The following is a 15,630-nucleotide window of genomic DNA, read 5'->3' on the forward strand; positions in this document are numbered from 1 at the left end:
GTAAACATGGCTGCGGATCGGAGTACGCGCGGCGGTATTGGCGACGCCGACCAGCGTGATCCCGCGCCCGCGCGCTGATCAAGACCGGGACGCGTTCACATTTCGCGGAACACGAAGTTGATGATTCCACCCTCGAAGAATTCGGTCTGCGGCGGGGGGAGCCGGCGCGCACATCACTTCCTTATAACTTGCCTTGCCTTCGACATGACGCCTTTCCACGTCCCACGGCTTGCCGTGATCGACACCTGCGCCAGGCCCGAAGCGCACGTGGCGTTCGAAGTCAGGTTTCACGACATCGTGTTCCGCACGGTGAAGCGTCCGCTGACCGTGCTCCTCGCTCGCGTCCCCATGCGGCTATACAGCGAGGATCTTCACCTGATTTTCCATACGAGGGAGTCCGGCGCTGCTGCCTGGAAGCAGCAAGGGCACGACATCATCCACGCGATCCTGAAGCAGGACCGCGATATGGCCTGGTTCGAGGGGATGCGCCGTGGCGACTATGTGATGCGGCAGCTCGACATGATGCGTTCCGGCGATCGAGCACCGGAGGCGAAGCCATAGGAATTCGGGCCCGGCGAAGTGGAGCGAGCCAGGATCAGCCTTAAGCCAAAGCCGCCAGGCTGATCTGCGGCTGCCAGGGACGCATCCGCCGTTCGTTCGCTTCGAACGCGTCAATACTGGCACCGCGGACCAAGGTATCGGAGATCTCGTCGATGCCGCCCAACAGGTCATGCTTGCGCTTGGGATCAACTTCGAACGCGAATGTGCGCCCACCTGCCTCTATCGTCTGCCCCACCAGGTCCACGCTCATGGTGGCGCTGCCCGCGTCCGACGCGAGGCGCATCAATTCCTCGACCTCCGCCTCGGGCAGAACGATGGGCAGGATGCCGTTCTTGAAGCAGTTGTTGTAGAAGATGTCGGCGATGCCGGGTGCGATCACGCAGCGGATGCCGAAATCGAGCAGCGCCCAGGGCGCGTGCTCCCGGCTGGAACCACACCCGAAATTGTCGCCTGCGACAAGGATACGCGCCTCGTTCCATGGCGTCTTGTTGAGCACGAAATCGTCATCGATCCGCAACGAAGCGAACAGCGCCTTGCCCAGTCCGGCACGCTGGATCGTCGTGAGGAAGCGCGCGGGCAGGATCTTGTCGGTATCGACGTTGGCGAGTGGCAGGGGCGCGGCGATTGCCGTGAGCGAGGTAAAGGCTTCCATCACGCAAACTCCCGCGAATCGACGATCTTTCCGGCCAGCGCGGCAGCCGCCGCCATTGCTGGGGACATGAGGTGGGTGCGGCCACCAGGGCCTTGGCGCCCTTCGAAATTTCGGTTCGACGTCGAGGCGCAGCGCTGCCCCGGAGCAAGCTTGTCCGGATTCATGCCCAGGCACATCGAGCAGCCCGGATCGCGCCATTCGAAACCGGCGTCGATGAACACGCGGTCCAGTCCTTCGGCTTCCGCCGCCGCCTTCACGGTGCCCGAACCGGGAACGACCAGAGCCCGGACATGATCGGCGACGTGGCGTCCGCCAATCACGGCCGCGGCCGCGCGCAGGTCTTCCAGCCGCCCATTCGTGCAACTGCCGATGAAAGCCATATCGATCGGAAGTCCCTTCAGGGGCGTGCCCGGCGCCAGGTCCATGTAGGCGAGCATCGCCTCTGCCTGGCGGCGCTTGGCCGCATCGGCAAGCGCCGCCGGATCGGGCACGATTCCGTCGATGGTCGTCACCGCTTCCGGGCTGGTGCCCCATGTCACCATTGGCGCGATCCGCGCGGCATCGATGGTAACCACCTTGTCGAAGCGCGCGCCGGGATCGCTCTTTAGCGTCTCCCAATAGCGGCGCGCTTCTTCAAAGGCGGCCCCATGCGGCGCCAGCGTCCGGCCCTCGAGCCAGCGATAGGTCTTTTCGTCCGGTGCGATCATTCCCGCCCGGGCGCCGGCCTCAATCGACATGTTGCACAGCGTCATGCGGCCGGGCATGTCGAGCCCGGTCACCACGTCGCCGGCATATTCGATCACATGGCCGGTCGCGCCCGCGGTACCGATCTGGCCGATGACAGCGAGGATCAAATCCTTCGCGGTCACGCCCGCGCCCGGCCTGCCTTCGATCTTCACCAGCATCGCCTTAGCGGCCTGCTGCACAAGCGTCTGCGTCGCCAGCACGTGTTCGACCTCGCTCGTGCCGATCCCGAACGCCAGCGCGCCGAAGGCTCCGTGCGTAGAGGTGTGGCTGTCCCCGCACACGATCGTCGAGCCCGGCAGGGTCAGGCCCAGTTCCGGGCCGATGATGTGAACGATGCCCTGCAGCCGGCTGACCAGCGGCACATAGGGCACACCGAATTGAGCGGCATTGGCCTCCAGCGTTTCGACCTGCAGCCGGCTGCCGGGTTCGGTGATGGCCGAAACTCCCGCCGCGCGGTTGTCCGTGGGCACGTTGTGATCGGCGACTGCAATAGTATTGCCCGGCCGCCGCACGGAGCGCCCCGCGAGGAGCAGCCCTTCGAAAGCCTGAGGGCTGGTGACCTCGTTGACGAGATGGCGATCAATATAAAGCAGGACGGCGCCATTGCCCAGTTCCTGAACGACATGCGCGTCCCAGACCTTCTGGAAAAGCGTTCGCGGTGCTTCGGTCATTCCACATTTCCCAACGGAGCGAGACGGGCCGGCATTTCGCGGGCAGGCTGGCGACATGTCACTGGCGCAGTTCCTCTCCACCGGGGCCGCCGACCCAATATATTATCATCGTCATCAATAAAATGCACTCCCTGTTCCGGGCTGCGATATGCAGCGAACAACCCGAAACATGTTGCGCGATCATGCCCGGCCCCTTTAGGGATAATTATATCAGGGGTGCAAATAAAAATATTGGATATTGAGCGCGACACGGCGGCATTCGTATCGATGCGTTATTGGAGAAGCTCTGCCTGGGCCCCTCGCGCCAGCGCCGTGAAACGGAATGGGAGATGCTTCGATGACGCAATTCGACGTGGTGATCGTGGGCGCCGGCCACAACACGCTTTCCTGCGCGGCATACCTCGCGCGCGCCGGCATTGGCGTGCTGGTGCTGGAACAGCATGACCGGCCCGGCGGCGGTGGTATCACGCGCGAAGCGACGCTCCCCGGCTTCCGGCACAACATTCATGCCCAAGTGCCGGGAATCCTGCACGGCAGCCCGATCCTCACACACGACGAGCTTGAGCTTAAATCCAAATACGGGCTCAAGATGGCCAGCGGTGAACTCACCTGTCTCACGATGTTCGACGATGGGGACACGCTTTCCTTCTTCGTCGACCTGGACCGCACGTGCGCGTCAATCGCCGCGATGTCCGAAAAGGACGCCGCGGCCTATCGCCGCCTGGCCCTGCGGATGCGGGCCATCATGCCGCTGATGGGCATGGGAATGGGGCGTCCCCCGGGCAGTTTCGGCGCCTTCATCAGCCTGATGGAACAGATGCCCTTAGGCGCCGATTTCATCGTCTCGATGATGAAGAGCAGTTATGACCTGATCGTCGAGAACTTCGAACACCCCAAGGTCATCATGCACATGATGAAGTGGGTCGGCGATGCCGGGGTAGTACCTGAAAGCAAGGGTACCGGCAATTCGCTGATGTTCCTGATCGGCGCGACCCATCTTGCCGAAGTCGGCCCCGCGATCGGCGGCACGCAAGCCATCGCCGATGCCCTGATCCGCTGCATCGAGGATCACGGGAGCGAGATCCGCACAGGCGTGCGGGTACGCAGGATCGTCAATTCGGGCGGCAGTGCGAGGGCGGTCGAGACAGATGACGGAGAGATCATCGCCGCCCGCAAGGCTGTTGTCGCGGGGATCCCCCCACACCGGCTCGGCGAGATGGTCGAAGGGCTGGATCCCGCACTGACGCAGGCGGCTGAAAGAACCCATAGCAGCGATATTGCCGACCTAACGATCCATCTCGCGCTTGGAGACAAGGTGGAATGGCACGGCGGCGCCGCCATCAACCAGTGCCAGCACTTCTACCTGATCGATCGCGCCGAAATGCATGACTACCGCAAGAGTTTCGACGACTTGCGGTACGGCATGCTGCCGCGCCTGTTCAGCGGAGCCGGAGTGATCCCGACCAACTTCGATCCGGGCATGGCCCCGGACGGCAAGCACGTCGCCTTCTTCTATTTCGGCGTGCCCTATGCGCTGAAGGACACCGGGCCCGAGGGCTGGGACGCGATCAAGGAAGAGATGGCGGACCGCTATATGACCTCGCTCTCCCGCTTCGCGGCCAATCTTGAGGGCGCGAACGTGCTGGCGCGATATGTGGAATCGCCGCTCGACATGGCGCGCTATTCCCCCTCGTTCCGCAACGGAGACGTCTTCGGCATGGGCAACTATGTCTATCAGTCACTGGGCATGCGGCCGACGCCGCAGCTATCGGGTTACCGCGTGCCCGGCGCCGACGGCCTCTATCTGTCCGGCCCGTTCATGCATCCCGGCGGCGGCATCAACGGCGGCGGTCGTGCAGTGGCGATCCGGGTGATGGAAGATCTTGGCGTCGATACGATGAAAGTGCTGAAGGTCTGAACGAACTGTCAGTTGCAGAACATGCCGCCGTCGACGTTGAGCGTCTGCCCGGTGACATATGAGGAGGCAGGGCTGGCGAACATGATCGCCGCCTCGACAAGGTCTTCGGGCTCCGCCATGCGACCGAGCGGTGTCAGCCTCACCTGGGCCTGCTCAGCGCTGCCCGGCTGCACGTTCAGCACGGCCGAAAACTGCGTCTCGACATGGTCCCACATCGGCGTGCGCACGATGCCGGGCGCGATGCAGTTCGAGCGGATGCCGGCTGCCGCGAATTCCAACGCGGTGACTTGCGAAATCGAGATCGCGGCCGCTTTGGACGCGGAATAGCAGGCCGCGCCCGGCGTCGGCCGCCGGCCCGCATCGGAAGCGATGGTGACTATTGCGCCGCCGGTCCCCTGCGCCATCATCTGGCGTACCGCACCCTGGATCATCAGCAGGGTGCCCTTGGCGTTCACCGCGAAGACCAGGTCGAAATCCTCCGGCGTCAGATCGACGATAGCCCCCATGCCGAACACCCCGGCGCTGTTCACAAGAATGTCGAGACGACCAGTCCGTGCCACCACTGCCTCGACAAGCTTTGCGACAGAGGCCGGATCGGTAACGTCGACGCCATGGCCGAAGGCCTCCGGGCCGACGCCTCCCGCTGCCGTCTCGCATGATCGAGATCGGCGATGCATACGTGCGCGCCTTCCCGCGCGAAGCCCCTGGCGATGGCAAGGCCAATCCCGCTGGCCCCGCCAGTCACAATCGCGATCTTCCCGTCAAGACGGCCTGTCATGTCGCTCTCTCCTCGTGCGGCGGCAATTTTCCTGCCTGCCGCTTACGCCATTCTGGTCCGCCGGGCCGTTCGGTGCCCGAAATGTGCCGACCGAGCCGCCGACCGTCAACATATATTACAGGGCACTCAATTTTTTTCATCCGTCCGTTGCGCTTGACAAGAAGGGTTAACAATTGACAGGCAGGATAATTATAAGGGCCTCGTCCGTGGCACGAGCCGGACCAGAGGGAGATCGTGCATGAAAGTCCTCGTCACCGCCGCCAACGGCAATGTCGCGCGCCAGGTAATCCCTCTGCTGGTGGCGGATGGCCATCGGATCCGGGCCATTCGGGGGCGGCCCGGCAGCGAGGCGGAACTGCTCGCGACAGGGGTCGCCGAAGTGATGATCGGCGATATCCGCAATGCGGACGATATTGCCCGCGCCGTCGAAGGCGTGGACGCGATCTTCCACGTCTGCCCGGGCGGGCTCGCTTATTGGGAGCGCGACATCGGCGGCGAGATCATCTTTCAGGCGGAGCGCCACGGCGTCGGCCACGTGGTTTTCAGCACATTGCTGCACCCGATCATCTCGGACCTGCTGCAGCATGCATCCAAGCGCGATGTAGAGGAGATGCTCGTCTCCTCGCGGCTCAAGTGGACCATCCTGCAGCCATGCGACTATATGCAGACGCTGGTGCCGCCCTCCACCTTCCGCACCGGCGAACTGCCTGTCGCGTACGGCCATGAACAGCGCCATTCAGTGGTGGACCTGCGCGATGTGGCGGAAGCCGCCGCAAGGGTGCTGCGCGAAGGGGAAGCTCACCATTACGCGCGGTACGAGCTCTGCGGGCGCCCACAGAGCATCGACGCCTCCGAACTCGCGCAGGTCATTTCCGAAGTGTGCGGCAGGCTGGTGGTAGCCAAGCCCGTGACCGGGCCCGAATTCATGCGGATATGGGCAGCGGAAGACGGGCCGCCGATTGGATCGGCGCACGGACTGGACGATCCCGCTGGCCGCGCCTTCGCCCGCGAAGTGCTTGTGGCGATCGAGCGCTGGTATGGCGCCCACGTTTACATGGGCAATTCCAATGTGCTGCGCTGGCTGCTCGGCCGCGAGCCGCGCAGCGTCGAGGACTATGTGCGCAGCATCTACCGGCCGGAACTCGCGGAATCCTGATGGGACACACCGATCTCGCTGGCCGTTTCAGGCCGGCAGATGGTCCTTGAAGGTTTCGAGCACCCGAAGCGGGTTGAAGAATTCCCTGTGCTCCGCGATCCGCCCGTCGCGCAGCTTCATCCGGAAGACATAGGTATTGGCATAAGGCGCATCCCATGCGGTTTGCGCTTCCGATCGCGCCGTCACGAACAGCACGTCCGAATTCTCGGTCGCGTGGATTTCAACGTCGTGGAACGCAAAACTCTTCCAGACCTTCCAGAACTCGCCGATGTGCGCTCGATTCGCGTCCCTTCCCACCAGCGGTCCGGTATTTCCCGGCATGAACACCACGTCCACCGAAACGTCGGGATCGACGATAGCGTCCCATTCATCGACCGCGCCGCGCGCCAGCACGTCGAGCCATGCCTGCACCGCAGCCTTGTTGCGGGTTACCTTGTTTTCCATGATGCAGTCCCACTCCGTCAAATTAAATTGACTGTTAATATGCCCCCCCCCCCGGCGATATCACGGAAAATCCGGATAGGATCGGGGACACCACCTTTCGAAGGCGTCGACAAGGCCCCCGCGACATGGCCCGGCGATTTTTATTGACTGCCATGGTAATTTAAATACCGTCGCTCTCGCCCGAGGCAGAGAACCCGGGCGTGGGAGCCGGCTGGATGAGAGACTCGCGCAAATGCCTGCGACCGTCCGGAACCGCGCCCCCTGAAAGGGAGAAGCATGAGCGGTAGGCTTGAAGGAAAGGCCGTTCTGATCACGGGCGCGGCCTCGGGCCTGGGCGCTGAAACGGCGCGGCTTTTCGCCCGGCAGGGCGCGCGGGTGGCAATTGCCGACGTGTTGGGCGAGCCGGGCAATGCGCTAGCGGCAGAGATCGGCGGAGAGGCTTTCCACATCCATTGCGACGTGACCTCCGAGGACAGCTTCCAGGCGGCAATCGACGCCGCGGCGGACCGGTTCGGTGGCCTCGACGTCCTCTTCGCCAATGCCGGAGGCGCCGGCACGTTGGCCCCGATCGCGCAGATGGATGAGGCCGGATGGGACGCGGTGATGGCGCTGATTCCCCGCGCCGCCATGTTCGGCATGAAGCACGCGCTGCCGCACTTGCGCACGGCGGGCGGCGGCTCGATCATGGTCACCGCCTCGATCGCAGGTCTGCGGCCCGGCGTCGCGAGCACGGCCTACTCGGTGGCCAAGGCGGCGGTCCTGCAACTGGTACAGATGGCGGCGGCTGAATTCAGCCTCGACCGAGTGCGTGTCAATGCGATCAGCCCCGGCATCGTCCCGACGCCCGGCATAACCGGCTTCTTCGGTGTCGGGCGGGACAAGGTGGACGCCATGCTGCCCCAAGTCTCGGAGATCTTCGGCGATGCCCAGCTCCTGCCTCGGGCGGGAACCCCGCTCGACATCGCGAACATGGCCTTGTTCCTGGCTTCCGACGAAGCCGGCTGGATCACCGGCCAGAATTTCGTCGTCGATGGCGGGATGATGGCGATGGGCCCCGCGTCGCTTGATCCGTCCCGGGCGGACGGCGTGCTCCAGCGGACCATGGCGCTGGCCGGACAGTTTCGGGATTGAACACGAATCGGGTGAAACCCGGCAACGAGGATAAGGGCAGGATGGAAAAGGCAGACGAATTGCGCCGGGCGTTCGAAACGTTCAGCACCTACAGGGTCACCCCCCCGGGGCACGCTGCAGGCGCTTGCCGAGAAAGCGGGAGTCACGATGCATCACGGCGTAAAGATCGAAAACCCCGCCCGGCTGGGCGCGAACATCATCGTCGGCGCGGACGGTGTCAATTCGATCGTCCGCAAGGTTCAGGATCTACATTCCGTTCTCCTTTCCAGGGGTTCCCCTGACGCAAGGCAGTTCATGCGCGATAACTGGCTCTCGAACAGGATCTTCAGATCCTACGCCGACATCCTCGACCACTGCTGCTTCGCCTGGAACCGCCTCGTCGACCAGCCATGGCGCATCATGTCCATAGGATTACGCAACTGGGCTCATGAGTAACCATCACTGAGACTTGGTATAAGTCCCCGGCAGGGCGGGCGTTGCGGTGTGCAACCGTGGAAATGCGGGACGATGGCGGAACAGCAATGCGTCTGTGTCAGGTCGCGCGCCGGGCGTCCGCCAACTGCCTGCCACATGGCGGAACGGAAGATCGGATCGGCCGCATTCTCAATTGACAACCCTCTTATTTTGTAGCAACGAGGATATCGACCGGTCGTTCGGAGGCGGTGCCGGGACGTCTCGCTGCATGCGGCCTGATGGTAAAAACAACTTCGAAAAGGGGAGGATTACATGATTGGTAGATACGAGGAATCGTCGGCCCTCTCGGCGCCGAGGTTAAGGCGCGTTCTCGCACTTTTCCTGGCCAGCACGGGGTTAGTTGCATTCACCGCTCCGGCGCTTGCCCAGAACGCGGCTACCAGCACTGACCTAAACGGTCAGAAAACCGACAACGAGACGACAAGCATTGGCGATATTGTCGTCACGGCGAACAGGCGCTCGCAGAAGATTCAGGACGTTCCGATCGCCATCAGCGCGATCTCCGGCGATGCCGCCAAGACGCAGGGCATTACCGGCACGGCCAGCTTGCAGATTGCCGTGCCAAGCTTGGTGATAACCCATCAGGCGGATCTGGCACAGCCCTATCTGCGCGGCTTGGGTTCGTCGAACGGCGCGCCGAACGCCGAGCCTTCGGTCGCGATCTATGTCGATGGCGTGTATTATCCTTCCGCTTTTGGAAATCTATTTGACTTCAACAATATAGAACGGATTGAGGTTCTTAAGGGACCACAGGGGACCCTGTTCGGCCGCAACGCGACGGGCGGCGTGATCCAAATCCTTACTAAGGATCCCGGCAGTTCGCCTGAAGGCAATTTCGAGATCGGCTACGCAAATTACAATACGCTTTCGGCGCAAGGCTATGTTTCCGCACCGCTGACCGACAATATCGGCTTCAATTTCGCTGCGCTCTACAAAAATCAGGGTGATGGTTGGGGTAAGAACATCTTCACCGGCAAGGATACGGTCGGCGAATACAATCTGGGGTTCCGCAGCAAGCTCGTGTTTAATCTCGGCACCGCTACGATTAAGCTCGCGGGTGACTGGACGCGTCTCAAGAGCGGCGCCGTCAACGGGCAGAATCCTCCGGGAACGACAAATGTCAATTTTCCGCTGATTTTGGCAACCGGCATGGGTGATCCCTATCCCGGGAAGTACAACACGAACAACGATTTCGAACAGAAATCCGGCGTCAAGACAGGCGGTGCCTCGCTAACGGTTGAGAATGATTTCGGCCCCCTCCAGGTCAAGAGCATCAGCGCCTATCGCGAAACGAACGGCTACTGGACCCTTGACCAAGATCTTTCGCCGTGGACGGGGCTCAGTGCCATACTAAACCAGGAAGCGAAGATGTATAGCCAGGAGGTGCATCTCCTTTCGCCCTCCTCGTCCAAATTGCAATGGCTGGTTGGTGCCTATTATTTCAATTACAAGGCGGGTAACGCTCCCCAAATCTTGTTCGGCCAGCTTCTTGATCCTAATTTTCCGGGTTGCGCCATTTCGAGCACGTGCAGCAGCACCGGCGGCTTCGATCTCCGGGACCATACCAAGAGCACGTCATTCGCGGTTTTCGCCCAGGGCACATACCCCATTTTCGACAAAACCAACTTGACCGTTGGTGGCCGCTACACCTGGGACAAGGTCAATTTTGCAGGAACCACCTATTTCGGCGGAACGAACGTCATCGTGCCGGGGATCGGCGGGCCGATAAGCGCAACCTTGAAGAAAGATGCGCCAACCTTCCGCGTCTCGCTTGACCACAAGTTCACCAGGGATATCATGGCCTATGTTTCCTGGAATCGCGGTCGGAAGTCGGGCGGTTTTGACCTGTCCGCCATCTCCATGCCGCTCAACGCGAGCAATCCTTTTCAGCCGGAAAAGCTGAACGCCTACGAAGTTGGACTGAAGACCGAACTTGCCGACGGCAAGGTCCGGTTTAACGTCGGAGGCTACTACTACGACTTCAAGAACATGCAGTTCCAGAAGATCATTGCGGGTAACGGCGTTACCTTCAATAGCCCGCTAGGCGCCCAAATGTATGGCGTCGAGGCTGATCTGCTGGCTCAGGTTACGGATAACCTGCTGATCAACGGCAACATCGGTACGATACACTCGAAGCTCCGGGACTTTCCTGGCGCGCCCAACACCTGCCTCAATCTTGCGACAGGGCTGAACGACAGCGGCGGCTTCTTCTGCGACCCATCGACCGGACTACCGACCACAGTGCCTTACAATGCGAAGGGCAACCACACGCCGAACTCGCCGGCGATCAGCGGATCGGTAGGTTTCGTCTACACAATCCCGAGCTCTGTCGGAAAGTTCGCTCTGGCCAGCAACGTCTACTACTCTTCGAAGTCCTATTTCGAAATAGACAATCGCACGCACAACAATGCCTATGCACTGGTCAATGCGTCTCTCTCCTGGACTGACCAGAACGACAAGTTTACCATTCGCGTCTGGGGCACCAACCTGACAAACCATTATTATTACGTTCAATACACTGGTCAGGGCGGCGCAAGCGACATCGCTGCGCCGGCAGCCCCACGTCAGTTCGGCGTGACGGCAGGCTTCAAGTACTAAGCTGTCATAGGCAAGCGTTCGAATGGCGCCGCGCTCCATGGTCGCGGCGCCATTCTGCTTTTCAAATTGCCCGCATTGACGGACCGATCACCGGACTGGACGGTCGGAAGACAAATGCCCATCTTGGCAAGCCAATTGCGATGGCGCCTTGCCCTACGCCGTGGCGAAATTGTAGGTCGGTCCGGCACAATCAGGCCGATTTCCGACATGGGCTTATTGCGTGTGCATACGTATCCACATAGATCGCGGCTACCGCCCTTATACCATGTCCCGATGAGGCTGACTCACGCGGGGGATTGAACGAACCCGCTGACGCGGGAGAGGCGTGCGTATTGGTTGGAATGGCCTCCTGATGGGAAGGTTTGGTTGCTGAGACCAACCCCTTACCAGGAGACCACCCCATGGCTGATACCACAACAGCGGTGAGCGCGCTGCGCCGCCGTATGATCGACGACATGATGTTGCGCAACTTGTCGCCGGCCACCCAGCGTTCCTACCTTCACGCCGTCACGAAGTTCAGTCGCTACTTCGGACGCTCACCGGATCGGCTTGGGCTCGAGGATGTCCGGGCATTTCAGGTCTATCTCGTATCACAGGGGATTTCCTGGCCATCGCTGAACCAGACCGTATGCGCATTGCGCTTTTTCTATGGCGTGACGTTGAACCGGGGCGAGATACCTGAGCGGATCGCCTATGCGCGCACGCCTCGCAAGCTGCCGGAGATCTTGAGCCCTGACGAGGTGGTACGCTTTCTTGAGGCGGTGCCGTCCTTGAAGTCGCGTGCCGCGCTGACCACTGCCTATGCCGCGGGACTGCGCGTATCGGAGGCGGTGAGCCTGACTGTGCTCCATTCGGCTTGCCGCTCAGCCACCAAGGCGGCGGGATTGACCAAGAAGGTCAGCGTGCACAGGGACTGTCGGTAATTTTGTGCGCGAGGTCATAGGATGGAACGGGAAGGACCATCGATATGGCAATCGACAAGGACGTGCTGGACCAGCTGCTGGCTGGTCGTGATCCGCAGGAGTTGTTCGCAAAAGACGGTCTGATCGACGAGTTGAAGAAGGCGCTGTCGGAGCGGATGCTGTCAGCGGAGCTGGACGATCATCTGGAGAGCGAGGGCGCCGAAGGCGCTATAAATCGCCGCAACGGCTCGTCAAAGAAGACGATGCTGACAGGCACGTCGAAAGTGACGCTGGACGTTCCGCGCGATCGGGCCGGGACGTTCGATCCGAAGCTGATCGCCAAATACCAGCGCCGCTTTCCCGACTTCGACGACAAGATCGTGTCGATGTATGCACGCGGGATGACGGTGCGCGAGATCCGGGGGCATCTCGAGGAGCTGTACGGGATCGACGTATCGCCGGACCTGATCTCGACGATCACCGACGCCGTTCTGGAGACCGTCGCCGAATGGCAGGGTCGGCCGCTCGACGCGTGCTACCCGCTGGTGTTCTTCGACGCGATCCGCGTCAAAATCCGCGACGAGGGCTTCGTTCGCAACAAGGCCGTTTACATCGCACTCGGCATCCTGCCCGACGGCACGAAGGAAATCCTCGGCATCTGGATCGAGCAGACCGAGGGCGCGAAGTTCTGGCTGCGCGTGATGAACGAGCTCAAGAATCGCGGCGTCGCCGACATCCTGATCGCGGTCGTCGATGGTCTGAAGGGCTTCCCGGAAGCGATCAACGCCGCATTCCCCGAAACGATCGTTCAAACCTGCATCGTCCACCTGCTCAGGAACAGCATGAGCTTCGCGTCGTGGAAGGACCGCAAGCCGATCGCCCAGGCGCTCCGGAGCGTCTACCGCGCCGAAACCGCCGAGGCCGGCCTGGCGGCGCTCGACGCGTTCGAGGCGGGGCATTGGGGCAAGCGGCACCCCGCGATCGCCCAGAGCTGGCGGCGGCACTGGGACCAGGTGATCCCGTTCTTCGCGTTCCCGGAAGGGGTGCGCCGGATCATCTACACCACGGATGAGGTCGACAAGACTTCAGGTGCAAAAATGTGCTATGGACCTCGTGCGCGGGCGACTCCGTGGCGAAGAGCGGAACTCCGGCTGCAAGTTCCGCCAGGCCGCCTTTTCATAGCTCTGCCGGCTTGGAGCGTCCGCGCACCTTCGGTCGTGTTTCCCATTGCGTCACGAAGTGCTCGTATGCTTGCTCGGCGTGTCGCGCGACATCCATTTCCTGATCTCGGAGCGCCTTGATGTTGTAGGCGTGCGCCGGACCCGGCGTGTTGCCCTTCTTCTGCGGCTGGCCGGAGCGCAGTTCCATGGCGCGACGCTTCGTGGCGACCAGCGCCGGACGGGCCCACCGATAATCGGTCTCCTTCGTCAGCAGGTGCCAGCAGAGCACGGTGAGCTTGCGGGCGAGTGCGACAGCGGCGATCTGGTGCCCACGCTTCGCCCTGATCCGCACGAAGAAGGCATGCAGCGGACCCGGCGCCTTTGCTGCCGCCCAGGCGGCTTCGACCAGCATCGCGCGGGCGTGGCTGCGCCCGGACTTGCTGATGCGTCCATGATGGGCAGCCCCGAGCCCCGACTGACGAACCCGCGGATTGAGGCCGAAGTAGCTCACCAGCTTCTGCGGACTCGAGAAGCGCTTGATATCGCCGATCGCGGCGACGAGGCCAGTGGCGACCGTCAGGTTGACGCCGGTGATCGTGATCAGCCGCGCAACCGAGGCATCGTCGAGCGCCTCAGCGGCGATCTCCTTGTCGAGAGCGCCAAGATCTTCGCCCATCCGGTCCAGTTCGCGCACATGTCGTTCGATCGCGACCTGCTCGTCATCAGGTATTGGCTGCCGCTCGAGCCAGGCGCGCCCGACCTTGCTGAACAGGTCGGCATGCGGACAGGGCGGGATCAGGTGTGCGTGCAGGATGGCATGCACCTCGTTCTTGATCCGTGTCCGGTGCCGGACGATCTGATAGCGGCGCGCAACGAGACGGCGCTTGCGCTCCGTCACCGCATCCGGCGTCCAGATTTCGGGCAAGTAGCCCGCCGCATACAGGCTCGCCAAAGTGCCCGCATCGACCTTGTCGGTCTTCACATGCGCGTGCGCGATCGCCTTCACCTGTAGCGGGTTGGCGATCACCACCCGCGTCACAAACGGCGACAACACGCGCGACACCGCCATGCAGTTGCCCGTTGCCTCGATCACGACCTCATCGCTCGCGCACAAGCTCTTGCCGAAGCCTTCCAGCGCCGTTCGGGTCATGTCGACCCGACCGGCATGCCTGAGCTTGCCGTCTTCCCAAATTACCACCTCACCAAAGGTTCGGTGGATATCCATTCCGATCACACGTCGCATTGGGTCCTCCTGTCAGTCAAAGACGGGAGCGATGGGCGACACGACACCTACGGATTCGCGCTCTCGGCGCAACCGGGCGAGTCGCAGAGGCGGCCAGCTACTAACTCGAGCTCTCAGCTCATCGTATACATCGGCCTGCCCACACTTTCGTGCTCCCGGTGCCTCTGTCCCGGATGGTCGCACCATATACCGCAACCCGGAGAGTCGCAGCAGGAACGTTGGCACCGGGGAGCCTCATACCGGTTACCAACGCCATCGAGGCCTTGAACTCGAAACTGCGTCGCGCCGTCCGCACCCGTGGCCACTTCCCGGGTGACGACGCCGCGATGAAGCTGCTATACCTCGTCCTCAACAAGGCAGCCGCCGAATGGAAACGGCCGCCGCGCGAATGGGCCGAGGCAAAGACCCAGTTCGCCGTGATCTTCGGCGAACGGTTCGTCATCTGATGACGATAACCGGCCTCGCGCACAAAATATCGGACAGTCCCGCGTGCACACGCTGCGCCACAGCTTCGCCACCCATCTGCTCGAGAGCGGCGTCGATATCCGCATCATCCAAGTGCTGCTGGGGCACAACAGTCTCTCGACGACGGCGCGCTATACCCAGGTTGCCACGACTACGATCGCTGCGGCGCAGAGCCCGCTCGACCGTTTGACCCTTGAGGTGGTGCCGCCCGCCTGAGCCGGGACCATGCGTTCCGATCTGGAGGTGGCGGATATTTTCCGCCGCCATGGTCATGCCTATGCGCAAGCCCATGACGGCCATCTTGGCCGCGCCGAGCGGCGCGTCATGTCGGCGATCGAACTCTGCCGAACCGCTGCGCTTGGTGGTCATGTCGAGGCCTGCGAGGACTGCGCGCATGCCCGCGTCGCATACAACTCTTGCCGCAACCGGCATTGCCCGAAGTGCCAGAGCGCGACGCGCGAACGGTGGCTCGCTGACCGTCAAGCCGATCTGATGCCAGTGCCCTATTTCCACGTCGTGTTCACGGTGCCGAGCGAAGTCGCCGAGATCGCGTTCCACAACAAGGCGGTGGTCTATGCGATCTTGTTCGACGCCGTCGCAGCGACGCTCAAGACCATCGCAGCCGATCCCAGGCACCTTGGTGGCGAGATCGGGTTCCTGGCCATTCTTCACACATGATGATGTGGACGACCCCCGACGGCATCGGATGTGCCAGAATGAGTTGTCAACG

At 62.1% G+C, this 15,630-nt stretch carries 12 protein-coding genes and 4 pseudogenes; 11 read left to right on the plus strand and 5 right to left on the minus strand.

The window, feature by feature from the left end; genetic code table 11:
- Positions 1-204: 204 nt before the first annotated feature.
- Positions 205-561 carry a hypothetical protein gene (locus RUH75_RS04340; RefSeq protein ID WP_313802537.1) on the plus strand — a complete coding sequence of 119 codons (357 nt, stop codon included), beginning with the start codon at positions 205-207 and terminating at the stop codon, positions 559-561.
- Between the two features lie 40 nt (positions 562-601).
- On the opposite strand, the gene leuD is transcribed toward RUH75_RS04340, so the two are convergent.
- Complete coding sequence (leuD, locus tag RUH75_RS04345; protein ID WP_313802539.1) at positions 602-1,213, minus strand: 3-isopropylmalate dehydratase small subunit; 612 nt, start codon at positions 1,211-1,213, stop codon at positions 602-604.
- A complete protein-coding gene (gene leuC, locus RUH75_RS04350) occupies positions 1,213-2,631 on the minus strand; it encodes a 3-isopropylmalate dehydratase large subunit (protein WP_313802541.1) in 1,419 nt (472 codons plus the stop codon). Before leuC ends, leuD begins: the two co-directional genes overlap by 1 nt.
- Positions 2,632-2,968: 337 nt before the next feature.
- On the opposite strand from leuC, the gene RUH75_RS04355 reads away from it, so the two are divergent.
- On the plus strand, positions 2,969-4,549 hold the full coding sequence (locus RUH75_RS04355) for an NAD(P)/FAD-dependent oxidoreductase (protein WP_313802543.1): 1,581 nt from the start codon (positions 2,969-2,971) through the stop codon (positions 4,547-4,549).
- A gap of 8 nt (positions 4,550-4,557) precedes the next feature.
- Here RUH75_RS04355 and RUH75_RS04360 read toward each other — a convergent pair whose 3' ends face one another.
- Positions 4,558-5,226, minus strand: a complete 669-nt coding sequence (locus tag RUH75_RS04360) for an SDR family NAD(P)-dependent oxidoreductase (RefSeq protein ID WP_313802545.1) — start codon at positions 5,224-5,226, stop codon at positions 4,558-4,560.
- A 339-nt stretch (positions 5,227-5,565) separates the two neighbouring features.
- On the opposite strand from RUH75_RS04360, the gene RUH75_RS04365 reads away from it, so the two are divergent.
- Positions 5,566-6,483, plus strand: a complete 918-nt coding sequence (locus tag RUH75_RS04365) for an SDR family oxidoreductase (RefSeq protein ID WP_313802547.1) — start codon at positions 5,566-5,568, stop codon at positions 6,481-6,483.
- 27 nt (positions 6,484-6,510) lie between these two features.
- Here RUH75_RS04365 and RUH75_RS04370 read toward each other — a convergent pair whose 3' ends face one another.
- Entirely contained in the window at positions 6,511-6,927 is a 417-nt protein-coding gene (locus RUH75_RS04370) for a nuclear transport factor 2 family protein (protein ID WP_313802549.1), read from the minus strand.
- A gap of 276 nt (positions 6,928-7,203) precedes the next feature.
- Here RUH75_RS04370 and RUH75_RS04375 point away from each other — a divergent pair, with 276 nt between their 5' ends.
- The 5 genes and pseudogenes from RUH75_RS04375 to RUH75_RS04395 all read left to right on the plus strand — a co-directional run.
- Positions 7,204-8,058 (plus strand): SDR family NAD(P)-dependent oxidoreductase, encoded by an 855-nt coding sequence (locus RUH75_RS04375; protein ID WP_313802551.1) that lies wholly within the window; start codon positions 7,204-7,206, stop codon positions 8,056-8,058.
- A gap of 288 nt (positions 8,059-8,346) precedes the next feature.
- A pseudogene (locus RUH75_RS04380) lies at positions 8,347-8,493 on the plus strand (IS630 family transposase); the annotation flags it as partial.
- A 291-nt stretch (positions 8,494-8,784) separates the two neighbouring features.
- On the plus strand, positions 8,785-11,130 hold the full coding sequence (locus RUH75_RS04385) for a TonB-dependent receptor (protein ID WP_313802553.1): 2,346 nt from the start codon (positions 8,785-8,787) through the stop codon (positions 11,128-11,130).
- Between the two features lie 401 nt (positions 11,131-11,531).
- A complete protein-coding gene (locus RUH75_RS04390; RefSeq protein WP_313802555.1) occupies positions 11,532-12,053 on the plus strand; it encodes a phage integrase N-terminal SAM-like domain-containing protein in 522 nt (173 codons plus the stop codon).
- A 44-nt stretch (positions 12,054-12,097) separates the two neighbouring features.
- Positions 12,098-13,111: pseudogene (locus RUH75_RS04395) on the plus strand (IS256 family transposase); the annotation flags it as partial.
- A gap of 97 nt (positions 13,112-13,208) precedes the next feature.
- On the opposite strand, the gene RUH75_RS04400 reads toward RUH75_RS04395, so the two are convergent.
- A complete protein-coding gene (locus RUH75_RS04400; RefSeq protein ID WP_313802559.1) occupies positions 13,209-14,417 on the minus strand; it encodes an IS110 family transposase in 1,209 nt (402 codons plus the stop codon).
- Positions 14,418-14,668: 251 nt separating this feature from the next.
- On the opposite strand from RUH75_RS04400, the pseudogene RUH75_RS04405 reads away from it, so the two are divergent.
- The 3 genes and pseudogenes from RUH75_RS04405 to RUH75_RS04415 form a co-directional block, all read left to right on the plus strand.
- A pseudogene (locus RUH75_RS04405) lies at positions 14,669-14,881 on the plus strand (transposase); the annotation flags it as partial.
- Between the two features lie 28 nt (positions 14,882-14,909).
- Positions 14,910-15,116 (plus strand): tyrosine-type recombinase/integrase, encoded by a 207-nt coding sequence (locus tag RUH75_RS04410; RefSeq protein ID WP_409592318.1) that lies wholly within the window; start codon positions 14,910-14,912, stop codon positions 15,114-15,116.
- Between the two features lie 9 nt (positions 15,117-15,125).
- Positions 15,126-15,575, plus strand: a pseudogene (locus RUH75_RS04415) (transposase zinc-binding domain-containing protein); the annotation flags it as partial.
- Positions 15,576-15,630: the final 55 nt, after the last annotated feature.

The sequence above is a fragment of the Sphingobium sp. genome (assembly GCF_032153725.1).
Lineage (GTDB): Bacteria > Pseudomonadota > Alphaproteobacteria > Sphingomonadales > Sphingomonadaceae > Sphingobium.